The 22,758-nt window shown below is 63.0% G+C and carries 21 protein-coding genes and 1 pseudogene; 19 read left to right on the top strand and 3 right to left on the bottom strand.

Features of this window, described 5'->3' with window-relative positions; translation table 11 throughout:
• Window positions 1-153: 153 nt before the first annotated feature.
• Entirely contained in the window at window positions 154-396 is a 243-nt protein-coding gene (locus Q0L89_RS10840) for a transposase (RefSeq protein ID WP_296764896.1), read from the top strand.
• A 251-nt stretch (window positions 397-647) separates the two neighbouring features.
• On the opposite strand, the gene Q0L89_RS10835 is transcribed toward Q0L89_RS10840, so the two are convergent.
• Window positions 648-1,802, bottom strand: a complete 1,155-nt coding sequence (locus Q0L89_RS10835) for an NADH:flavin oxidoreductase/NADH oxidase (RefSeq protein WP_296764891.1) — start codon at window positions 1,800-1,802, stop codon at window positions 648-650.
• Window positions 1,803-2,070: 268 nt separating this feature from the next.
• Between Q0L89_RS10835 and Q0L89_RS10830 the strand changes: the two genes are divergently transcribed.
• From Q0L89_RS10830 to Q0L89_RS10810, 5 genes are all read left to right on the top strand, one after another.
• On the top strand, window positions 2,071-2,688 hold the full coding sequence (locus Q0L89_RS10830; protein WP_296764889.1) for an urea carboxylase-associated family protein: 618 nt from the start codon (window positions 2,071-2,073) through the stop codon (window positions 2,686-2,688).
• A 240-nt stretch (window positions 2,689-2,928) separates the two neighbouring features.
• A complete protein-coding gene (locus tag Q0L89_RS10825) occupies window positions 2,929-4,188 on the top strand; it encodes an ABC transporter substrate-binding protein (RefSeq protein WP_296764886.1) in 1,260 nt (419 codons plus the stop codon).
• An 81-nt stretch (window positions 4,189-4,269) separates the two neighbouring features.
• Complete coding sequence (locus Q0L89_RS10820; RefSeq protein WP_296764884.1) at window positions 4,270-5,127, top strand: branched-chain amino acid ABC transporter permease; 858 nt, start codon at window positions 4,270-4,272, stop codon at window positions 5,125-5,127.
• A 1-nt stretch (window position 5,128) separates the two neighbouring features.
• Window positions 5,129-6,916: a branched-chain amino acid ABC transporter ATP-binding protein/permease gene (locus Q0L89_RS10815; RefSeq protein ID WP_296764881.1), complete on the top strand. Its 1,788-nt coding sequence runs from the start codon at window positions 5,129-5,131 to the stop codon at window positions 6,914-6,916.
• Window positions 6,913-7,626: an ABC transporter ATP-binding protein gene (locus Q0L89_RS10810; protein WP_296764878.1), complete on the top strand. Its 714-nt coding sequence runs from the start codon at window positions 6,913-6,915 to the stop codon at window positions 7,624-7,626. The genes Q0L89_RS10815 and Q0L89_RS10810 overlap by 4 nt, the downstream gene beginning before the upstream one ends.
• A gap of 224 nt (window positions 7,627-7,850) precedes the next feature.
• Here the strand turns inward: Q0L89_RS10810 and Q0L89_RS10805 are convergent, their stop codons facing one another.
• Complete coding sequence (locus Q0L89_RS10805; protein WP_296764875.1) at window positions 7,851-8,279, bottom strand: Hsp20/alpha crystallin family protein; 429 nt, start codon at window positions 8,277-8,279, stop codon at window positions 7,851-7,853.
• A gap of 437 nt (window positions 8,280-8,716) precedes the next feature.
• Here Q0L89_RS10805 and Q0L89_RS10800 point away from each other — a divergent pair, with 437 nt between their 5' ends.
• From Q0L89_RS10800 to Q0L89_RS10740, 13 genes and pseudogenes are all read left to right on the top strand, one after another.
• Window positions 8,717-8,935 (top strand): dodecin family protein, encoded by a 219-nt coding sequence (locus Q0L89_RS10800; RefSeq protein WP_296764873.1) that lies wholly within the window; start codon window positions 8,717-8,719, stop codon window positions 8,933-8,935.
• A gap of 115 nt (window positions 8,936-9,050) precedes the next feature.
• A pseudogene (locus tag Q0L89_RS10795) lies at window positions 9,051-9,959 on the top strand (AMP-binding protein); the annotation flags it as partial.
• Window positions 9,960-10,328: 369 nt separating this feature from the next.
• On the top strand, window positions 10,329-11,060 hold the full coding sequence (glnH, locus tag Q0L89_RS10790) for a glutamine ABC transporter substrate-binding protein GlnH (protein WP_296764870.1): 732 nt from the start codon (window positions 10,329-10,331) through the stop codon (window positions 11,058-11,060).
• 76 nt (window positions 11,061-11,136) lie between these two features.
• Window positions 11,137-11,793, top strand: a complete 657-nt coding sequence (glnP, locus tag Q0L89_RS10785; protein ID WP_296764868.1) for a glutamine ABC transporter permease GlnP — start codon at window positions 11,137-11,139, stop codon at window positions 11,791-11,793.
• Window positions 11,790-12,515 carry a glutamine ABC transporter ATP-binding protein GlnQ gene (gene glnQ / locus Q0L89_RS10780; protein ID WP_296764866.1) on the top strand — a complete coding sequence of 242 codons (726 nt, stop codon included), beginning with the start codon at window positions 11,790-11,792 and terminating at the stop codon, window positions 12,513-12,515. Before glnP ends, glnQ begins: the two co-directional genes overlap by 4 nt.
• Window positions 12,508-13,527 (top strand): C45 family peptidase, encoded by a 1,020-nt coding sequence (locus Q0L89_RS10775; RefSeq protein ID WP_296764863.1) that lies wholly within the window; start codon window positions 12,508-12,510, stop codon window positions 13,525-13,527. The genes glnQ and Q0L89_RS10775 overlap by 8 nt, the downstream gene beginning before the upstream one ends.
• Complete coding sequence (locus Q0L89_RS10770; protein WP_296764861.1) at window positions 13,487-14,437, top strand: MurR/RpiR family transcriptional regulator; 951 nt, start codon at window positions 13,487-13,489, stop codon at window positions 14,435-14,437. Before Q0L89_RS10775 ends, Q0L89_RS10770 begins: the two co-directional genes overlap by 41 nt.
• Before the next feature lie 442 nt (window positions 14,438-14,879).
• Entirely contained in the window at window positions 14,880-16,214 is a 1,335-nt protein-coding gene (locus Q0L89_RS10765) for a YihY family inner membrane protein (protein ID WP_296764858.1), read from the top strand.
• Window positions 16,211-16,357 carry a hypothetical protein gene (locus tag Q0L89_RS10760; RefSeq protein WP_296764855.1) on the top strand — a complete coding sequence of 49 codons (147 nt, stop codon included), beginning with the start codon at window positions 16,211-16,213 and terminating at the stop codon, window positions 16,355-16,357. The genes Q0L89_RS10765 and Q0L89_RS10760 overlap by 4 nt, the downstream gene beginning before the upstream one ends.
• 237 nt (window positions 16,358-16,594) lie before the next feature.
• Window positions 16,595-17,185, top strand: a complete 591-nt coding sequence (locus Q0L89_RS10755; RefSeq protein ID WP_366937907.1) for a TRAP transporter large permease subunit — start codon at window positions 16,595-16,597, stop codon at window positions 17,183-17,185.
• Window positions 17,186-17,195: 10 nt separating this feature from the next.
• Window positions 17,196-18,065 carry an isocitrate lyase/PEP mutase family protein gene (locus Q0L89_RS10750; protein ID WP_296764854.1) on the top strand — a complete coding sequence of 290 codons (870 nt, stop codon included), beginning with the start codon at window positions 17,196-17,198 and terminating at the stop codon, window positions 18,063-18,065.
• A gap of 160 nt (window positions 18,066-18,225) precedes the next feature.
• On the top strand, window positions 18,226-19,185 hold the full coding sequence (locus Q0L89_RS10745; protein WP_296764851.1) for a TAXI family TRAP transporter solute-binding subunit: 960 nt from the start codon (window positions 18,226-18,228) through the stop codon (window positions 19,183-19,185).
• Window positions 19,186-19,187: 2 nt separating this feature from the next.
• Entirely contained in the window at window positions 19,188-20,972 is a 1,785-nt protein-coding gene (locus tag Q0L89_RS10740; RefSeq protein WP_296764849.1) for a TRAP transporter fused permease subunit, read from the top strand.
• A 242-nt stretch (window positions 20,973-21,214) separates the two neighbouring features.
• Here Q0L89_RS10740 and Q0L89_RS10735 read toward each other — a convergent pair whose 3' ends face one another.
• Window positions 21,215-22,054, bottom strand: a complete 840-nt coding sequence (locus Q0L89_RS10735) for a DNA repair protein (protein ID WP_296764846.1) — start codon at window positions 22,052-22,054, stop codon at window positions 21,215-21,217.
• Between the last annotated feature and the right edge of the window lie 704 nt (window positions 22,055-22,758).

The raw sequence follows: 22,758 nt of genomic DNA, 5'->3' as shown, positions 1-22,758 counted from the left end.
TGTCAGCCCAGGCGAAATGGCGAAAGCTGGACGGCGCAAACCGCCTGCCCGAGATCGTCCAGGGGATTGCCTTCAAGGACGGCATCAAGCAACTTCAAACCGCCGCCTGATCACGCCGTCACCAACTTTCGGGCATAGCTCACCCAGACCTTTATCGGCGTTCTGCGTCATGACCGGATGGACGCCCCTTGGGTCATGGACGGGGCGATGAACGGCGAAATGTTCAACCGCTACGTCGAAACCCAACTCGCCCCAACGTTGCGCGCCGGCGACGTCGTTATCCTCGACAACCTGTCCAGCCACAAAAGCCCCGAGGCGACGCGCACCCTGCGTGAAATCGGCGCGTGGTTCTTTCTCCGTTGTTCGGGGAAAACGCCCCACTGGGGCCTTTTGTGATCCCTCCAACCCCGACAGTCCCGATCTGAACCCCATCAAAATGGCGTTCTCAAAACTCAAGACGCTGATCAGAAAGGCTGCAGCCCGAACCTGTTACGAGCTTTGGCAGGCGGTTGGCCATGTGTGCGACCAGTTCAACGAAGAAGAGTGCCACAACTTCTTCAAGGCCGCAGGATACAGAACTGATTAAACGAGACACGCTCTAACAACGCGCGGCCATGAACCTGGTTCTCCGCGCGGGGGTTTGGCTGTCAAGTTACGGCTTCCGGATCGTAGAAGTCCGAGGTTTTTTCGCGCCCGGCGAGCCACCAGCCTGATTGTTCCGGCCAGGTTTCATAAAGGGTATCGTATCCCAGTGATCGTGCGGCATGGAGCGCCCACATTGGGTCAACAAGGGCTTCACGACCAATCGCAATCAGATCCGCGCGGCCTTGTGCGAGAATTTCCTCGGCTTGCTGTGGATGCGTAATGAGCCCCACGGCCATGGTGTTCATGCTGACCTCGGTGCGGACCCTTTCGGAATAGCCGACCTGGAAGCCGGGTTGCCGTTTTTGTCCGCCGCTGGCGGTGGCGGCTCCGGCAATCCCGCCGGATGAACAATCCATGACATCGACTCCGATGCGTTTCAGCTCACCGGCGAGAACAACCGTGTCTTCCAGTGACCAGCCGTCAGGAACGCCGTCTACGGCCGAGGTGCGAAAGAACAGCGGCAGATCGTCAGGCCAGGCTTCTCGCACGGCCTGAGCGATTTCCAGTGCCAACCGCATGCGACCGGCGAGATCACCGCCATAGCTGTCGGTTCTCTTGTTCGACAGTGGCGACAAGAAACTGTGTACAAGATAGCCATGCGCGCCATGGATTTCCGCAATCCTGTATCCGGCCATCAGCGCGCGTCGCGCCGCAGAGACATAATCATCGATCAAGTTGCCGATTTCAGTCACGGAAAGCGCATGCGGAACGGGCCAGCCCTCTGCGACGGGCAGATCGGAGGGGCCGACCGGCGTCCACGGCATGTCGCCACGCTCGAAGTCAGCCTCGTTCAAAGGACCGTTCCCGAACCAGGGTCGTTGCATTCCACCCTTGCGGCCGGCATGCCCCAGTTGGATCGCCGGGATGGCGCCGTTGCGCAGTGCGAACTGGGCGAGTCGTGCATGACCAGGTATCTGGCTGTCAGTCCACAGGCCGGGACATCCATGCGTGATGCGCCCACGTTTCTGAACCGCCGTGGCCTCTGTAAAGTCAATGCCTGCGCCGCCGATGGCAAACCGGCCGAGATTGACCAGGTGCCAGTCGTCTACATGGCCCTCATGCGCGGAATACTGGCACATTGGCGAGATCACGATGCGGTTGCGGGTTTGCAGGCCGCGCAGGGTCAATGGCGTGAAAAGATGGGGCGACGCGGTCATGAGGGAACTCCTGGCTTGGTTCCCCGGGACGCTACCCGTGTGGCCGGACGGTGGCAATCGATCGCCGCGCGAAATCTGCATCACCGATTGCTGGCCAGGAATGCCGCTCTCGTCAGGTTCGGGTGAGGGGCCCCATCCCGATTACTGCGATCAGTGCGGGCTCATGCGGGCCGCGCTTTCCTTGTACGGGCTATGGGCAAGTTCGTCGGCTTGCCTTGGCCTGGTGAACCTGATTGGATCAACGCACCGACTGATCGGAGTACCGCCCATGCCCGAAGCGCCTGACCTGTTCACCATACCCGCCCGCAAGGGGCGGGCCGTGCGGCTTGGCACTGGTGAAGCCATCCAGATCGTCAACACCCATGGCGCGCAGGTGGTCGATACATGGGCGTTCAACGCCGAGGATCCGACCGAGTTTCTGTCGAACGAACACATGCGCGCCACCCTGGGCAAGCTGTGGCCCGGCCAGGGCGATCCGTTGATCACCAATCGCCGGCGCCCGATCATGGTGCTGGAAGAGGACACATCGCCCGGTCGGCATGACACGTTGATCGCGGCCTGCGACGATTATCGATACGGGCTACTGGGGTGCGAGGCGTATCATGACAACTGCACCGACAACCTCCATGCCGCGATGCGCCGCATCGGCGTGAGTACGCCTGAATGCCCCAGCCCGTTGAACCTGTGGATGAACATCCCGGTAGCGGCTGACGGAAGCACCGGCTGGGGAGAGCCCCTTTCAAAGCCGGGCGATCATGTTGTCCTGCGCGCGCAGATGGATTGCATCGTGGCCATGTCAGCCTGCCCGCAGGACATCCTGCCGATCAATGGCGCCGCGTGCGAGCCGACCGAGGCGCATTACCGCGTACTTCCCAGAAAAGCGTGAGCGCGGGTCAAGCAATCGGGCGACATGCGGCAATCGGGTGAGGCGGCGCGCGGCGGCGTTTGGTGGGCCGATGTGGCATGCAGAGCATGGTCGTTGCGGGAGCGCGGATATCCGTTTCCTTCCTCTTTCGAGTGACGAGTTCGATTGTTGAGTTTCTCGACTCGGCGGCGTAGCCTCCTCTCGAAGGTGCGGACCGCAGGGCAGCTTGCCCGCACCCAAACCAATCTGGGAGGAGAAAAAATGATCGAATTCACGAAACGCAGGGCCTGTACCGCCATTGCCGCGGTTGGACTGATCGCGGCAGGCCCGGTCGGGGCCCAGGATGATCCACTGAAGGTCGGGCTTTTGCTGCCTTTCACCGGGCAATACGCCTGGGTGGGTGAAAACGTGCAGCCCGTGGCCCGGATGATCGCCGAGGAGGTCAACACCTCGGGCGGGATCGGTGGCCGCGAAATCAGCTTCGTGCAGGGCGACACCGAGGGCGTGGTCGATGCTGGCACTACCGCGGCGCAGAAGTTGATCAACGTAGACAACGTGATGGCGCTTGTCGGGCCGACCTCGCTGTCGTTCTCCGGCTCCAAGAACCTGATCATCGACAACGGCGTTCCCATGGTGACGCCGACGGCCGGCACGACCGAGCTTGACCGCGCCTGCCGGGATGTGTGCTTCCGTACCGTGCCCTCGGATGCCCTGGGCGGGCGGGCCATCGCGCGCGCCGCGACCGATGCACAATATCTGGCCGAGGGCGCCAGTACCTGGGAGAACCCGGTTCTGATGGTCGCGCAATCGCCGGCCATGGTTTCCTTCCTGGAGCCCATCGAACGCAGCTTTGCGGATTACGGCACCGAAGTCGCCCGGGTGATCGAGTTCACGCCCGGCAAGCCCTCTTACCGGGCCGAGGTGCAGGAGGCGCTGGGTGCCAATCCCGATGGCATCGTCCTTGTCGCCGCGCCGGAAGATTCCGCGCGCGTGATGACCAACGCCTTCCAGTCGGGCTATGACGGCGACTGGTTCGTCACCCAGGACCAGACCAACGCCGATTACATCGACCTGGCCAGCGCCGAACTGGTGGAGGGCATCTATGGCCTCGAAGAAGTTGCCTCGGAAGAGGGGCAAGCGCTCAATCGCGCCTTCGAGGAACGCTATCAAGACTATGCCGGCGAAGAGGTGAAGATTTTCGGCACCAACACCTATGACGCGATGAACGTCGTCGCTTTGGCGATGCTGAGCGATCACATGGATGATGGCGAGATCACCCGCGCGACGCTGGCTGAACATATCCGCGCCGTCTCCGACCCCGGCGAGGACAAGACCCAGGTGACGAGCTACACCGAGGGCAAGCAGGCGCTTCAAGCCGGAGAGAAGATCGACTACCGCGGACTCGTTGGCCCGATCGACTTTGACGACTGGGGCAACATCGCCGCGCCGTTCGGCATCCGCCAGGTGCAGGGCGGTGCGTGGTCGACGGTGGCGGTAATCCCCGCCGCTGCGCTGGACTGAGCGGCAGCCAAGGCCCCGGGCGCGACGGCGCCGCCCGGGGCGCACCTTATCCACAAGCGCCGAGGGGACGGATATACAGGCATGATTTTCGTGCAAACGCTTGTTTACGGCCTCGCTCTGGGGGGCGTGATCGCCGTAAGCGCAGTCGGGCTGACGCTGGCCTATGGTGTGACGCGCTTCATCAATTTCGCCTTCGGGGAGTTCCTGACCCTCGGCGCATTCTTCTGCCTTCTTCTCGCGCAGGCAGGTCTGGGGCTGGCCTGGGCCGGGCTGGCCGCGGCCGTGGCCGTGGGCGCGGTCGGAGTTCTGGTCGAGCGGGCGTTCTACGATCCACTGATGAGCCGCGGCCTGCTGCCACTTCTGGTAACCAGCGTGGGCGTGGCCTTCGTCGTCCAGAACCTGATACGGATTTTCGCCGGGTCGAACCCTGTCCGCTTCCCGTTGCCGCTGATGCGGCCGATCGAGGTCGGCGGCCTGTTCATCCCGCGCGAGCAGCTCATCATCCTCGGCGTGGCGCTGGTGACGATGCTGGCCGTGCACCTGTTGCTGCGCTTCACCATGCTGGGCAAGAAGATGCGCGCGGTGGCCGACGACCCGATGCTGGCGCGGGTGGCGGGCATCTCGTCGCGACGGGTTCTCGACGCGACATGGTTCGTCTCGGCCATGATCGGGGCTCTCGGGGGGATTTTGCTGGCAATCACCCAGATCACGGTGGCGCCGCAGATGGGATGGCACTTCCTGCTCGTGGTCTTTGCCGCGGTTTTGCTGGGCGGTATCGGCAGCCCCTATGGTGCCATGATCGGCGGCCTGCTGATCGGGCTGGCCATGGAACTGGGCGCCACCTACGTTGCGGCGAACTATTCCTACGCCTTCGCCTTCATCATGCTGATCCTGGTACTGATCCTGCGCCCGCGCGGCCTGATGGGCGGGAGCGGCTGAAATGGACTTGATCGCCTTTGCCACCGGCCTGGTCTCGCTGGCGCTTGTCTATGGCCTGCTGGCCATAGGGCTGAACCTTCAGTTCGGTTTCGCCGGCGTCATCAATTTCGGCTACGTTGCCTTCTTCGCCGCGGGCGCCTTCGCCTCGGCCATTGTCACGCTGCCAGCACCGGGGACCGAGGCCTATCTTGACGCCTCAGCGCGCTACCAGATCGGGCTTGGGCTGCCTGTATGGTCCGGTTTCCTCGCGGCGGGCCTCGCGGGCGGATTGCTTGCGCTGTTCATCGGCGCAGTGAGCGCGCGGCTCGCCACACACTACCTTGCCGTCGCCACCTTCGCCATGGCCGAGGTCGTCCGCTCGGTGCTGGGCAACGAGACCTGGCTCACCCGTGGGGAATTCGGCATTTCCAACGTTCCGCAGCCGCTGGGAGAGGTTTTCGCACCTGAGAGCTATGCGCTGTTCTACCTCGCCCTGACCGCGGTTGTAGTTGGCCTGATCTTCGCCGCGTTGCGGCATCTGGGCGAGGCGCCGTTCGGTCGTCTGCTGCGCGCGATCAAGGATGACGAGCTTTCCGCGCGGGTGCTGGGCAAGCGCACGGCACGGGCCAAGCTCAGGGCGCTGGCCATCGGCGGCGCCGTGGGCGGTGTGGCCGGGGCGCTCTGGACGCACTCGCTCGGCGTGATCCATGTGGGTCAGTTCGTGCCCATCGTGACGTTTCAGGTCTGGCTGGCGATGCTGATGGGCGGTACCGGCAACCACTGGGGGGCGATGCTCGGGGCCTTCGTGCTGGTAGCGATCCGCGAGGGCACGCGCTTCGTGGGCGAGGTGCCCGGCCTGGATCAGATCGCGGCATCCAATCCCTCTTTCCTGCCTTCGCTGCGCTTCGTGTTGATCGGGCTACTTCTTATCGCTGTGGTGCGCTTCTTTCCCGGCGGCCTGCTGCCAGAGCGCCGCCGGCGCGCGCCCGCCACCCCCGGCACCTCTCCTGCGAGTCCCGCGCCGGCACGGCCGGTCGCCCCGGACGCGCCGGCACTCGAAGTGATCAGCCTGCGCAAGAGATTTGGCGGACTGGCTGCCGTCGACAACGCGAATTTCGCTATCCGTCGCGGCTCCATCACCGGGCTGATCGGGCCGAACGGGGCGGGGAAATCCACCATGATCGACCTGCTGAGCGGCGTTCAGAGGCCGGACAGCGGCACGATCAGGCTGGCGGGCGAAGAGATCACCGGTCTCGCGCCCGAGCAGATCGCCGATCGCGGATTGGGGCGTACCTTCCAGACGCCCCGGCTCTATCCCTCCATGACCGTATGGGAAAACCTGATGGTCGCCGGGATGCCGCAGCCGAACGAGACGCTGCGTGCCGGCTTTCTGCGTTCGGGGGCGCACCGAGAGGCGGAAGTTCAGGCGGCCCTGCGGGCCGATACCGTTCTGACCGAGCTTGAGGTTCCGCACATGCGCGACGAACTGGCCGGCACGCTTTCCGGCGGGCAACGCAAGTTGCTCTCGCTCGGACGCCTGATGATGCGCGACCCGCCGGTCATGCTTCTGGACGAACCCGCTGCCGGCGTGAACAGGCGCCTGGCCGGCGATCTGTTCGACCGGATCACGAAGCTGAACCGACAAGGCACCACCTTTCTGATTGTCGAGCACGAAATGCAACTCGTCATGCGCTATTGCGACCACGTAATCGTCATGCACCAGGGGCGGGTTCTGGCAGAAGGCACGCCCGCTGAAGTTCGTGCCAATGCTGACGTGATCGAGGCCTACCTCGGCGGAGCGGTGGCATGAGCGACGCGGTACTTCGGGCAGGGGGAGTTGACGCAGGCTATGGTGCGCTGCAGATACTCTTTGGCGTCGATCTCGAGGTCCGGCAGGGCGAGCATGTCCTGGTCTTCGGGCCGAATGGTGCGGGAAAATCCACGCTGATCAAGGCGCTATTTGGTCTGGTCAAACCGTCTGCGGGCCACGTCACACTGGCGGGCCGGGACGTCACTGGCCGGGCGCCGGAGGGGATGGTCGCGCACGGAATGGCCTATGTCCCGCAGGTTTCCAACGTCTTTGGCAGCATGACCGTGCTGGAAAACCTCGAAATCGGCGGGGCGCGCCTGTCGCGATCGCGGCGCGAGGCGCGCATCGAGGAGATGGTTGCGCTTTTCCCGGTGCTGGGTGACCGGCGGAAACAGTCGGCGGGAACGCTATCGGGCGGTGAGCGGCAGATGCTGGCGCTGGCGCGCGCACTCATCCCCGAGCCATCGGTCCTTTTGCTGGACGAACCCTCGGCCGGGGTGGCGCCGAAGATCGTGGAGGAAATCTTTCATCTGGTCTCCGGGCTTCGCCGGACCGGCGTTTCCGTCCTGATGATCGAGCAGAATGCCCGGCAGGCCTTGCCGCATGTGGATCGCGGCTATGTTCTTGAAGGTGGCGCGGTCAGGATGACCGACACGGCGGCCTCGCTGCTGGATAACGCCGAGATTTCCAAGCTCTATCTGGGCGGCTGATCCGTTGATATTTGGCGACATCACATGATGTGGCAGGACGCAGGGTCGGCGCCAGTGCAAGGCGGAAGCCCCCGGTCAGCATGGTGACGCATGCGGAACGGAATAGGAAAACGGCGGGCTGGAGAACACCCGCCGAAGCCATGGCCGACGAGATTGCGGCCTTCAAATCAACCGTTTCACTTGATGTCTGAAACCGCCCGGACATGCACGTCAGGGCCGGGGGATCATGTGACGGTAATCTTTTTCGATCCGCCCGGGTCTTTCTTGGGCAGGTTCAGCGTCAAGATCCCGTTTTCGTATTTCGCCTTGGCCTTGCTTTCGGTCGCGGCTGCCGGGAGCGTGAAACTGCGTTGGATCGAACCGTAATAACGTTCGGAGTGCAGCAGCTTGCCGTCTTCGGTGTCAGCGTCATGCTGCTTTACCTCGGCTTGGATCGTGACAACATTTCCGTCAACGGTCACGTGTATGTCGTCCTTTTTGAGCCCGGGCATTTCCGCGTGAACGGTAAAACTCTTCGCGTTGTCCTTCACATCGATCTTGATCTTCTCCGGGGCAGGAAGGGGGTCGCCGTGCAATGGCTTGACCGAATAGCCGAGCGGAAAATCACCGAAGAACTCATCGAGGAAACGATTACGGGGTACCATCGGATTCATGACAGGTCTCCTTTTCTGCATCAGGGCCATCTCACACGAGACGAAGCCGCGAATTCAGTATGAACCGGGCATTGACGTCAGGCAATCTCAAACTCGGATGACTGAACGGGGCACCGAATAATGCAGGCGGCGTGACAAGCACGGCCTCCAGACTCCGGATTGGTTCCGGCAAGGGATTTCCTCCCGCAATTGCGGTAAACCCTGGAAATACAGAGATGAAAAGACATCCATGGAAATACAGAGATGAAAAGACATCCATGCGCATCCTCGGTCCCGGATGTCCCTCGGCACCGCCCTTGCCATGGGCAATGCCGGTCGCCTCGATGCCCGTGGAATGCGTCTTGCCGGAGGTTAATGATGCCCCCCCTCACGCACGATAGCCTCGACGGACCGGTGCCGCGCAGCGGCGCCCGGAACAGGAAAAGGGGAGGAATTCGATGTCCATGCTCAAGGTCGTGGAAGTGCTGGCAGAATCGGACAAGAGCTTCGAGGACGCCACCCAGAGAGCCGTCACCCAGGCGTCGGAGTCGGTGCGCAACATCAAATCCATCTATATCAAGGACATGAACGCGGCGGTCGAAAACAACAGGATCGTCAGCTACCGGGTGAACGCGAAGATCAGCTTCCTGCTCGACGATCAATCGGCAAACGGCTGACCCGATGCTGTCGCGGCACGGGTGCTGAGCCTTCGGCACGACACGCGCCAATGCCGTTCGCGGCGGGCGCAAGGGGCGGGCCGGGGATGAATTGGTCAATTCAGGGGTAGCAACCATGGTTTGGGACACGATCGAGAAATCGGCCGCCGACAAGGAAAATGCATCGCTGCCCGACCCCGACGCGGCGCGCAGGGCGTTTTCCTGGCAAGAGGCACGCCGGGCCTTGGACGGTTTGCCGGGGGGCGGCCTGAACATCGCCCATGAAGCGCTTGACCGGCATGTCGCCGCAGGCAAGGGCGACAGGCTGGCCATCCGGTGGCTGGGGCAGCATGGCGCGACGCGGGACTTGAGCTATGACGAGGTTCTCAAGGGGGCTTCGAAATTCGCCAACATCCTGGCCGCGCAAGGGATCGGCAGGGGCGATCGGCTGTTTTCGATGATGGGGCGGACGCCGGAGCTATACTTCGCGGCCCTCGGCACCTTGCGCGCAGGGGCCGTCTTCACGCCGCTCTTCTCGGCTTTCGGCCCCGAGCCTGTACGCACGCGCATGGAAATCGGCGAAGCAAGCGCGCTGATCACGACCCCGTCGATCTACCGCCGCAAGATCGCGGCGTGGCGCCACCACATCCCGTCGTTGAAACTGGTGCTCATCGTCGGGGACGATGTGCCGGACGATTGCGTGGCGCTCGGGCCGGAATTCGACCGGGCCTCGGACAGTTTCGACCCCGTGCATACCGGGCCCGAGGACATGGCGCTCATTCACTTCACCTCGGGGACGACGGGGCGGCCCAAGGGCGTGGTCCACGTGCACGAGGCCGTTGTCACCCATGCCGCCACGGGGCGCAACGCGCTCGAACTGCGGCCGGGAACCGTCTACTGGTGCACCGCCGATCCCGGCTGGGTAACGGGGACGTCCTACGGCATCATTTCGCCGCTGGTGAACGGCGTCACGATGATCGTCGATGAGGCCGACTACGATCTCGATCGCTGGTACAAGACGCTGGAACGCGAAAAGGTCGAGGTCTGGTACACCTGCGGTGGCGCTTTCTCATGCTCGGCCTTGGGCTCCTTGTCGGCATCGCAGGGTTCGTGGCGTTCCTGGAATGACGGCCTTTCCCGAATGGCCAAAGCACGACACGGCAGCGCCGTCGGACGCGCCGAGGTAGCGGTTTCCATCATTATCAATAGCATAGCAGCCATCGCAGGCGTCTGCCCAATGCACACCTGCTTTTCATGCACCGTGGAAGAGGGCGGGCATGGCCGTCCCTTTGGGGCGGCAGGGCGGTCGCAGGCGGCGACACAACAGTTGCATTCAGCACCGCGTCGTGCAAAGAAATTTGTATCGCAAGCAAACAAAGAGCGATAAATTTGCATTTTCTTACGGGGAGCTGACATGAAAAAGCTACTGAAACTGGCCGCAGCCGCGGCATTCTCTCTTGGCGCGACGACGGCCAACGCCGACGAGATCGTCGTGGCCACCGACACCGCCTTCGTTCCGTTCGAATTCAAGCAGGATGGTGAATATACCGGCTTCGACATCGACATGTGGAACGCCATCGCCGAAGAGCTGGAGTTGGAATATCAACTGCGCCCAATGGATTTCTCCGGCATCATTACCGCGCTTCAGACCGGCCAGGTCGACGTTGCACTGGCGGGGATTACCATCAAGCCCGAACGCCAGGAAGTCATCGACTTTTCGGACGGATACTATGACAGCGGTTTCCGCCTGATGGTGGCAGCCGAAAGCGATATCTCGACATGGGACGATCTGGACGGGAAAACGCTGGCGGTGAAAACCGGCACGTCAGCCTCGGACTGGGCCGAAGAGAACCTGACGAACACCGAATTGCGCAAGTTCCCCAATATCGACAACGCCTACCTGGAACTGCGGACCGGTCGCGTCGATGCCGCCATGCACGACACGCCCAACGTGTTGTATTATATCGCCGCCGCAGGCAAGGGCCAGGTCAAGGCCGTGGGCGACCAGCAAATGGCGCACCAGTACGGCATCGGCTTTCCCAAGGGCAGCGAACTGGTCGGCCCGGTAAACGAGGCGCTGGCCAGGATGCGCGAAGACGGGCGTTACGACGCGATCTATTCCAAGTGGTTCGGCAAAAACGACTGATCCGCCACCGGCCGGGCCGCGCATGGCCCGGCCGCCCCTTCCCTGATTTTCTGACAGTCAAGAACGGAGGCCTTTCATGGAAATGGACTGGTCCGTCATAATCGACTTCCTGCCCCAGCTTCTGGAAGGGGCCAGGACGACGATTTATATCACGGTCGTCGGCCTGCTCGGCGGGGTTGTTCTGGGCACTCTTGCCGGGCTGATGCGGGCCTATGGCGGGCGTGTACTGAACGCGATCGCATTTGCCTATATCGAGTTGATCCGCGGTACGCCCATCGTGGTGCAGGTGATGTTCCTGTATTTCGCGCTGCCCGTTCTGGCCGATTTGCGCATTGACCCGATGAGCGCGGCTTTTCTGGCCATCATCGTGAACGCCGGGGCCTATATCGCTGAAATCGTGCGCGGTGCGTTCCTGTCGATCGGCAAGGGCCTGACCGAAGCCGGGCTGGCCATCGGTCTGCCGCATTGGAAGGTATTGGTCTATATCATCGGGCCGCTGGCCTTTCGCCGGCTCATTCCGCCGCTTGGCAACCAGTTTATCGTCAGCCTGAAGGATACATCGCTGTTCATCGTGATCGGTGTGGGGGAACTGACCCGGACCGGGCAGGAAATCATGGCATCGAACTTTCGCGCCGTCGAGATCTGGACGGCGGTGGCGATCATCTACCTGGTGATGACCGGAACGCTGAGCCTGATCCTGCGCACCATCGAGAAACGCATGAGGATCCTATGACCATCATCGAATTCAAGAACACGTCCAAAAGTTTCGGCCCGCTGAAGGTGCTGGACGGGGTGGACCTGTCGATCGACGTGGGCGAGGTGGTGGTGCTGGTGGGCCCCTCGGGGTCGGGCAAATCCACGCTGCTGCGCTGCATCAACGGATTGGAGATGATCACCGGCGGCGATCTGATCATCGATGGGCTCAGCGTGACCGGCAGCGCCAGGCAATTGCGCGAAATCCGGCAGGAGGCCGGAATGGTGTTTCAGCAGTTCAACCTGTTCCCGCAGCTGACCGCGCTGGATAATGTGGCCTTCGGTCCCGCAAAGGTACGCGGGCTGAACAGGGCGCAGGCGCGGGAAACCGCGCTGGATTTGCTGGAAAAGGTCGGGCTGCGCGACAAGGCGGGGCATTACCCGGCGGAGCTGTCGGGCGGTCAGCAGCAGCGCGTGGCGATTGCGCGCGCGCTGGCGGTCAAGCCCAAGGTGATGCTGTTCGACGAGCCGACCTCGGCGCTGGACCCGGAATTGAAGCAGGAAGTGCTGAACGTCATGCGCGCGCTGGCCGAGGAAGGCATGACCATGGTCGTCGTCACCCACGAGATGGGCTTTGCCAAGCAGGTGGGCACGCGCCTGATTTTCATGGAGCATGGGCATATCGCCGTCGATGGCAATCCACGCGAGGTGATCGACACGCCGCCCAATGACCGGATGAAGGACTTCCTGCAACATGTTTGAAGCCAAGGCATCCGAACTCGGCCGTGTCACGGCGCAAGGCACCCCGCGCCAGATCGGCCGCACCCTGGGAGAAGCGGGCAGCGCGGCGGTGCGCGACGTGTTGTTGCGGACGGACTATTGGCAGGCGGTAACAGACCCGGCCCATGCGGTCGCGGTGCGGTCCATGGCCTGCAACCTGCAAACCCTGTTCCCGGCGATCTGGGAAGAACTGCAAGGGCTGGCCGAGGGGCTGGAGTTGCCGCTGGAGCAGGTGGTGGCGTGGAATTGCCGGGGCGATCTGATGTCGAACGTGCCCGATGGCTGCACCACGGTGCAAATCCCCGGTGACGTGCCGGTGATCGGCCACAACGAGGACGGCTTTCCCGGGTTGCGCGGCCATGCCTTCGTGGCCGGGATCACGCCCGATGATGGCCCGGCGCTGATGTCGTTCTGCTATCCCGGGTCGATCCCCGGCCATACTTTCGGGACCAACGCGGCGGGGCTGGTGCAGGCCGTCAACAATTTGCGCCTGCGCGGCGTGACGGCGCAATTGCCGCGCATCGGGCTGGGGCGCGCCGTGCTGGCCTGCGCCGCGCTGGACGACGCGCTGGCCCTTGTGGCGCGACACAATGCCAGCGGAGGATTTCACATGACGCTGGCGCAAGCAGGCGATGCGCGGGTGATGAGCGTGGAATTCGGTGGTGGAACCTGTTCTGCCAGGCAGATCGAAGCACCCTCCTTGCATACGAACCATGCGCTGCATCTGGGCGATGCTGCGGCGGATCAGACCATCACCCCCTCGTCGCGCGATCGGCAGGCGCGGGGCATGCGTATGCTGGCCGACGGGATCACCGACCCGCTGGTCATCCTGCGCGATACATCCGGCCCGGGCCTGCCCATCCACAGGTGCCGTTCCGATGATCCGGACGACGAGAATACGCTTGCCACGGCCCTGTTCCGCGTAGGACCATCGGCGGTGGAGTGGAGCATACATGACCAGATATCGGACCGGCCGGTCGCTACAAGCGACTGACACCGCCCGCGGCGCCGGGAACACCGCGCCGCAGACCATGCAGGAGTTGCGCGACCTGATGCTGCGCATCTCGCGCGGGGAGGCGCATCTGTCATTGGGGCCGAAGGCACAGCAGGCGCTGGCGGAAATCCTCGACCTGCGCGGCGATCCGGCCCTGTTGTCGATCACCGCTCTGGCCGAAAAACTGTCGGTCAATCCCTCCACCTTGACCCGGCTGGCCCGCAACCTGGGTTATCCCGGCTTCGGCGCGTTCCAACAGGTTTTGCTGGATGCCTCCATGAATGCGCCGGGGGATTTCTATACCCGTCAGGCGCAGACTGCGCTGGCGGGCGAGGATGCCAGCGGCATGGGAGGCATTGCGCGGCTGTGTCGGGAAAACCAGGCCAATATCGAACGCTTTCTCGAGGGCTGTGATATCGGGCAGTTCCGCCGGGCAACCGACCTGATCACCTCGGCGCCGCGTGTCATGGTGCACGGCATCCGGCAGTTTCACGCATTTGCCAGCTTTCTGGTTTACGGGCTGCGGATGATCCGCTCGGACGTGCATCTGCTGGATTCCAACAGCCTTGGAGTGGCCGAAGGGATCGCCTCGATGAGCGGGAACGACGTTCTCATCTCGGCCAGTTGCGCGCCCTATTCGGCCCATGTGGCCGCAACCGCGCGCGCCGCTGCCGAGCAAGGCATCAAGGTCGTGGCGATCACCGACAGGGCAAGTTCGCCCCTGGTCGCCGTGTCGCAGTCGGCGATTTTCGTGCCTCACGAAACCAGCTTCCTGTCGAATTCTCTGACGACCTTCATTCTGACCGCCGAATGCCTGATCAACGGTTGCGCGGCAGTGTTGCCGGAGCAAGCGAAGCAGGCGCTTTCCGCCCGCGACGAAATGATCAAGAAACTCGACATTGAACTTTGACGGGCTGCTGCAAGACGATTTTGGATGGCCGTTTTCGTCGATGTGATCGGTGCCGGCTACGACTGGGTTTACTCGACCCGACGAGCGGGCGCGAAAACCCACCCCATGTAGCTTCAAAACCGGCAGCCTCTGACTTTTCAGATGGGGTGGTTGGCGTTCTCTCCAAACGGCATCGCGATGTGCCAGACAGTTGCGGGATCGAGAGCAACGAAAACGAGATCGATTCAGATCAAAACGAAATGAAATCGCACCGAAACAGGCGGGGGTCAAAACGCGCCAGCGGGGGCGGTGGATCGACCGCCTGAGCATTGCAACCCTCGTGCGCGCACAGACAGTTACAGGGCTTGATCAAGCTTGAGTCCCTCCGAAGGGCGGCGTTCCGGCGTCATCGGGCGGGATACTTTCGCGTTACCGCAGTGTGCTTTTCTGTTATGCAGGGCGAATGATTGACCGCGCCCGGCAGAAGATCCGCGAACTTAAAGACAGCGTGCCAAGGTTCCTTGTCGAATTGACGAGTTTCATCGCCTATGCGGCGCGGCGTTTCGTCGCCGACGGGATGACCCTCTCGGCGGGCGCACTGACCTTTTCGACGCTGCTGGCGCTTGTTCCACTGATGGTTATTGCGTTCGCGATCCTGTCGGGGTTCGCCACTTTCGATCCGGCCAGAGAGCGGATGGAGACGTTGTTTTTCAACATATTCGTCCCCGAATTCGGGGCCGAGGTTGGCAACTATCTCTCCGAATTCTCGCGCAACGCGACCAATCTCACCGTCCTTGGCATCATTGCGTTGGCGGTAACGGCCGTCATGCTCTTGTGGACCATCGAGGCGACGCTGAACCAGATCTGGCGGGTAAAAAAGCCCCGCTCGATCGGCGTTCGGGTGCTGACATACTGGACGGTCCTGACGCTTGGTCCGCTTCTTCTGGGGGCGAGCTTCGTGCTGACGAGCGGAACCTTCACAACGCTGACGCAATGGGCGCGCGAGGGTGTCGGACCGGAACAGACCGAGCAAGCGCTTCCGACTCTGGGCATGTTCTTTGCGCTGACGACACAAACCCTGACGTTCATGCTTCTGTTCAAGATCGTCCCCGCACGTTCGGTTCGGCTGCGCGATGCGGCCGTCGGCGGCGTCATCGCAGGTTTGGGGGTTCAGGTGCTTCGGTGGGGCTTCGATAGCATTCTGGCCCGCGGCTCGACCTATGAGACGGTCTACGGAGCCGTGGCAATCCTCCCGATCTTTCTGTTCTGGCTCTACTTGTCCTGGAGTGTCGTCATCCTGGGTGCAGTTATCGCAGCCTCATTGCCGGATTGGTGGAAGACACGCGATGCGGTGCCCGATCAGATGCCCTCTCCGTCCCGGAAACTGGAGGCGGCGGTGGCCTTCCTCTCGATCCTTGCTCGCCGTGCTAGAGATGGCGAGACGGCGTCGCAGGAGGAATTGCAGGACGCGACCCCGCTCGATATCCGGGACGAACTCTTCGACCATCTGCGCGCAGCAGGCTACATCGTCATCACCGAGGATGACCGGGTCGGATTGTTGCGCGACCTTCATATAACGACCGTCGCAGACCTGGCGCGGGATCTGGGCCTGTCGCTGGGCGTTTATATCTCCCGGGGGATGGAGCCTGATCCATCCAGCCGCTGGAGTGCTGGAACGTCGTCGGCTTCCGGCGAATTGCCCCGCATGCTGCAAGACCTCCACGACGCAGAAACCGCTATTCTTGAGCCATCCTTGAACGATGTGATTTTTCCGCCGCCGTCGACGCGCGCACCATGAAGACGATGGATCGGGGCGCAGCGATCCGCATTCGCAGCGCCTCTTGGGAACTGGACCTGTCCCGCTATCGTGCCGTCGCCGATGCCCGTTTTGCCCGCTTTCCGTTCGAAAGCCGCCGGACTTTTGCAACCGAGGAAGGCTGAGTGCTGTCGGCGCGAATGGGCTAGGTAACCCTTTTGAAAGTCACGACTTCCAAGGATATGGCGGGATACCGACTCCGGGGCACGGGGCGCGAGCAAAACGAAGGATCGGAGCATTTTCCCATTTGCGCGGCGGCCTTGCGAGCCTTCGACGTGCAAGGCGCATGCAGTACTGGCAGTTGCAAAAAGTAAGTCCAGAAAGGTCCGCAATGATGTGCCGCGGCACCGGGGCCCGGCGGCCTGGCGGTCGCCACGATCCTGTCGTGCGGGATTTTCGCCGCCATCGGCTTTGCGACGGCGCTTTTCATCACCGGCGTGCTGTTGCGCTCGTTGACATGGGGCAAGCTGTGGGAAGCGGTCGTCGATGCGACCTCCACCACGGTGGCGATCCTGTTGATCATCGCCGGGGCCAAGGTTTTCGGCAAGGCGATCACCCTGTACCGTATTCCGCAGGACATCTCGGTGATGATCTCCGAACACATCGCCACGCCGCTGGGGATGATCGTGCTGGTCAGCGCGGTGCTGTTGATGATGGGGCTGGTGTTCGAGCCGCTGTCGATGATCCTGATCATGACGCCGGTTTTGCTGCCCGCCGCAATGGGCATGGGGTTCGATCCGATATGGTTCGGCATATACATGGTGATCATGGTCGAATGCGCGCTGATCACGCCACCGGTCGGGCTGAACCTTTACGTGATCCAGTCGGTCACGGGATCGAGCCTGTTGGACGTCTCGCGCGGGACACTGCCGTTTCTGGCGCTGATGCTGGCGTTGGTGGTGGTGCTTTACATGCTGCCCGACCTGGCGCTTTACATACCGTTCAAATTCTGAGGGTTCCGCGATGACACAAACCGCCCCCGACAAGCTGCGCGCGCTTCTGGCAAAACCCGGGTTGATCACCATGCCGTGCTGTTTCGACCCGCTCTCGGCGCGACTGGTCGAGCAGGCGGGGTTTCCGCTGAGCTTCATGTCGGGTTTTGCCGCCTCTGCTGCGCGGCTGGGGATGCCTGATACCGGGCTTATGTCGTATGCCGAAGTTGTCGATCAGGGGCGCAACATCTGCAACGCCACAACCATCCCGATCATCGGTGACGGCGATACCGGTTATGGCAACGCGCTCAACGTCAAGCGCACGGTCAAGGGCTTTGCCCAGGCCGGGTTCGCCGCGGTGATGATCGAGGATCAGGTCGCGCCCAAGCGCTGCGGCCACACGGCCGGCAAGGCGGTGGTGGCCCGCGACGAGGCGCGCGAACGCATCGTCGCGGCCAATGACGCGCGCGCCAAGGGCGCCGATATCATGATCCTCGCGCGCACCGACGCACGCCACGACCACGGCCTTGACGAGGCGATCGCCCGCGCTCGCGAATTTCGCGACCTGGGTGCCGACATCCTGTTCGTCGAGGCGCCGCGCGACGCCGCAGAAATGCACCGCATCTGCGCCGAACTCGACGGCCCGCTGATGGCCAATATCGTCGAGGGCGGGTTGACCCCGGCGCTGCCGCCGGCCGAACTGGAGGAGATCGGCTTCAAGATCGCCGCCTACCCGCTGACCCTGCTGTCGGTGGCGATGAAGGCGATGGCCGACGCGCTGGCGGCGTTCCGTACCGGCGTGCCGGGGGACGAGATGCTGATGCCCTTCGACGAGATGAAGACCGTCATCGGCTTTGACGCCTATTTCGAAGAAGAGCAGCGCTATGCCAAGCGGCGTTGATGCCGCCCGGTTGCGTCAAGGGCCATGTGTGAATCGGGAAAGACAGACAAGGCCGATGCGGGTAAAGATGCTTGATCGTCGGATGAATTCAGGCGAGCGTATCCGGGTTCGGCAGGCCACTCGAGGAATGCCGGTTCAATGGTGTCCGAGAAAGGGAGGGATGTCCGTGAAATTTCGTTATCTGACTGCCGCAGCAGCCATGGCCGCGCTATCCGCGCTGCCCGTAAGCGCCGAGACGCGTGTGACATACAAATCAGCCAAATCCACCTCGTCCTATTACCAGATGGCGGTGCAGATCGCCGAGGCGATGGAGAAAGCCAGCGAGGGCGAGATCAGCGTGACCGTCGAGGAAAGCCAGGGCTCGGTCCAGAACGTCATGGAAGTGCGCGCACGCGGCGGCGACTACGTTTTTACCACGCCGCCGGTGCTGGTGAGGCTGGCGCAGGGCGGCAAGGCGATGTTCGACGGCAAGGGCGATCCGGCCTTTGACGATATTCGCGCCCTGTTTCCGATCCCGTCGCTAACCATGCATTTCGTGATGAGCGAGGAAAGTGGTGCGGCCACGTTCGACGACCTGAAAGGCAAAACGATCCTGCTGGGCAAGGGCAGTTTCGGCGCGCGCGAGGGCGAGAAATACCTCGGGCTGTTCGGGGTCAAGGACGAGGTGTCGATCGCCGACGTGGAGCTGTCCAACGCGGTGCCGGCGCTGAAGAACGGGCAGATCGACGGCTTCGTGACCGCCGGATCATGGCCCGCGCCCAACGTGGTCGAGGCTGCCGCCTCGACCGGCGTGACGGTGTTGTCGCTTACCGACGCGCAGATCGCCGAAACCAAGCGCACGAAACTGGTCATCCCGGCGGGCACCTACGCCGGTCAGGACGCCGATATCGTGACGACATCGCTGCCGGTGGTGGCCTATACCACCACCAAGATGGACGACGAGACCGCCTATCAACTGACCAAGACCTACTGGGACGAAAAGGCGAGCATGGCCGAGGCTGCCAAGTGGTGGGCCGGCGTCGATGAAGGGCTGATGAGCAACATCACCGGCAAGATCCACCCCGGCGCGGTGCGCTACTACGAACAAGCGGGGTTCGAGCTGACCGACGCGCAAAAGTGAGCATGAACACCATCGACACCCCCGCGCCGCAAGGTCTGGCGCGGGGCTTGTGGGCCAGCTTCGCGCTGGCCTCTGTCTTGTTTCACCTCGGCCTGGTGTTTTCCGGGCTGGTTCCGAACCTGGTCAGCCATCCGCTGCACCTGGTCTTCGTGCTGCCCTGGGTGCTGGTTTATCGCCGCAGCGGCGCGCAATGGGTCAGCGGGCTGATGCTGGCGGGCCTGGGCGGCGCGGCGGCCCTGTGGGTGGCCCTGAGCCACGATGCCCTGTCCGATCAGTACGGGTTCCTGGAAGGTGATTTCCAGGTCGTCGTCGCGGCCGTACTGATCTGCGTGGTGCTGGAGGCCGCGCGCCGCGCGATCGGCTGGCCGCTGCCGCTGGTCGCGGCGCTGGCGCTGTTCTATGGCCTCTTCGGTCAGCATATCCCGGGCCGGTTCGGCCATTCGGGCACGCCATTGGAAAGCTTCCTGGGCACCCTGGTGATCGCCGAGGGCGGGCTATGGGGTACCCTGACTGCCGTGTCGGTGAACGTGGTGGCGATCTTCGTGATCTTCGGCGCGGTGTTGAACGCGGGCGAGGCCGGGCAGGGCTTCATGAACGTGGCCGCCGCCGCAGCCGGGCGGCTGCGCGGGGGCGCCGCCAAGGTGTCGGTGCTGTCCTCGGCGCTCTTCGGGTCGATCTCCGGGTCGGCCTCGGCCAATGTCGCGTCCACGGGTGCGATCACGCTGCCGGCAATGGCCAAGCTTGGCTATCCCAAGCGCATCGCCGGCGCGGTAGAGGCGGTGGCCTCCTCGGGCGGGCAGATCATGCCGCCGCTGATGGGGGCAGGGGCCTTCGTCATGGTGGAACTGACGGGCGTGCCCTATACCGGCATCATGGCCGCCGCCACACTGCCGGCGCTGCTCTATTTCTGGGCGGTCTGGGTCGGGATCGACGGCTATGCCCGGCGGTTCGATCTACGCGGCCTGGCCGAGGCGGACCGCCCCGCGCGGCGTGATGTGGCCATCACCTCGGGCTTTTTCCTGATCCCCTTCGCGATCCTGCTGTGGGGGATGTTCGGGCTGGGAGTGACGCCGCAATACGCCGCCTGTCTTGCGATCGGCGCGGGCACGGTTCTGCTTCTGGTCGGGGGCGATTTGCTGCTGGATCTGCGGCGCGCGGCAGAGCGGGCCGAGACCGCGCTGATCACGGCCGGCACGCAGGTGGCGTTGATCGGCTCGATCATTTTCTGCGCCTCGCTGGTGATCGGCGTGCTGGGGATTACCGGCCTTGGGGTCAAGATCACCTCGCTGATCCTGTCGGTGTCGGGCGGGTTGTTGTGGCCGTCGCTGCTGCTGACCGCGCTGGCTTGTCTGGTTTTGGGAATGGAAGTGCCCACCACCGCGGCCTACGTGATTTGTGTCTCGGTGGCCGGGCCCGCGCTGATCGAGCTGGGGATGGAGCCATTGCAGGCGCATCTGTTCGTGTTCTGGTATGCGCTTTTGTCGACCATCACGCCGCCGGTCTGCGGCGCGGTTTTCATCGCTGCGGGCATGATCGGCGAAAACTGGTTGCGAGTGGCGCTGACGGCGATGGCCTTGGGGGTGGGGCTCTACCTGATCCCGCTGGGCATGGTGGCGACCCCGGCCGTGACTAATCTGGCCGGCGCACCGGGAATGGCCATTCTGGCAACGGTAAAGATAGGGATCGGGCTGGCGCTGATCAGTTGGGCGTTGGTGCGGCGCTGGCACCCGTGGGTGCGGCTGGGGGCGTTTGCCCTCGGGCTGGCGCTGGTGCTGGCCCCGGCCTAGCGTCGGTCTAGCGTCGGTATAACGTCGGTCCCGGAACGCTGCCGCTGCCCGCCGCCAGGGAAAGCCGCGAATGGCCTTGTCAGAAGCACCGAGTCTGAGACGGGCAGGGGGCTTGCCTGGTATCGGGCATGGCCAGGCGCAGCCCCCTCGCCACTTCAAGACGCGCCCCGGGATCATTCGCCCGGCGCCGATGCGCGTCATGAAACGGGTCGATGGGCGCACGAACCGCCCAGAGGGGTCTGTTATTTGGCCGGGCCGTGAAACGCCTGCGAATGCAGATGCGACGTCCGCGGAAAAGCGCCGTGGAGCGGTTCGACGGGTTTTGGCGGTTCCGGGTGTGGCGGAAGGTTTGGCGCCGCAGTGGGTTGGGGCGGCTCTTGCAACACCTCCGGTAGCGCCTCTCGCAGGTCGTCGACAAGCCGGTTGACCTGTGCGCGCGCCACGGCTTCGTCCATTTCGACAGCCCGGCGCCAGTCGCCCAGCTCCTGCGTAATGATCTTGGCCTGTTCCAAACGGTCATCGAAACGCGCGCACGCGGCTTGCCGCTCGCGCAGAAAGGTTCGCGCACGATTCACGTTGTCGTCGGAATAGGTTTGGGCGAGGTCACGGCTGACCTGGCTCATCTGTGCGGCGAGCTCCAGAACGTCGGGTTCCAGCTCCCCCAGTTCCGGGTGTTGGCGCAGAAACGCCAACCTGTCGCGCACTTCGTCGAACTGTGCAGAGAGAAGGAAGTGACCGGACCGGTCGGCCGCGTGGGCGGCGTGATATGAGCGGAGCACATCATTCATCGACATGTGAAAAGACCGGTGCGAATTCTCCAGGGCCATGACCCGGGCCGAACCGGGCAGAATACCGCAAAGAATGAGTAGCAACGCGGTTACAGCGATCTGGATGCCCATGCCGGCCTGCGGCAATGCGGCATTGCCGAATGATATCGGCAGCGAGAGCCAAGGCAGAACCCCGGCAGCCGACAGAGCGGTCAGTGCAAGCGCGGCCACGGCCGAAAGGCATATTGTCCAGATGCCCAGAACGTGAACGATCCGCTGAAACACGAAAAAGGCGGCGTGAATCTCCTTTGTCATTTTGGGTAACTCCTGGTCTCGTGGGGCCGAACTCGGTCGGCGATCTCTTGACTATCAACGAAGTTTCTCGCCTATCGTTCCCCTCGAAACACGATTTCAGACAGTTTCCATACGCAAACCGGCGTGTTCCGCCTCAACGCAAGACGTCGTCAGCGTATGAGTTCGATTGGATGATCAAAGGATCAACGGCGGCACGCACGAACTCTTCAAACCCTGGATCACGTTGGCGACCTCGGTTGCGACCAGCGTGGAGCCAGGGCAATCGCAGGTTTAACACCACAACGGCTCGCCCCCACCCAAGTCGGCATCGACTTCCGTGACCAATTGCGAGTGATCATCATGCTCACGCAGTTCTTAATCGCCGCACCGTGAGGTATGGTTGGAGCGGGCTAGGAGCCGCTCCCTACAATAAATCAAGCGCCCCTGGGTTATGATTATGAGCTCTGTTATCAGCCGTCCTCCTCCCGAGGTCACCAGCTCCCGTTGCCCATGGTGGTCGCTGGTGATTTATGTGCCGCGGCGACGATCACGTTGTTGTAGTAGGTACCGAGCGCTCGTCATTTTCGGCCGATTCCCTTTCAAGGAAGCGCTGCACGTACACCTCCCTGATCAGGGTCGTGCCCAGGGCGGCCATCGGTGTCGCAAGCGCAAGTCCGAGGAGTCCGAACAGCACCCCCATGAGCAACTGCATCGATATGATCAGC

The sequence above is a fragment of the Sediminimonas sp. genome, from assembly GCF_024637375.1.
Classification (GTDB): Bacteria; Pseudomonadota; Alphaproteobacteria; order Rhodobacterales; family Rhodobacteraceae; genus Sediminimonas.
The sequence above is the reverse complement of the archived record's forward strand: the minus strand, read 5'-3'. Positions and strand labels throughout refer to the sequence as shown.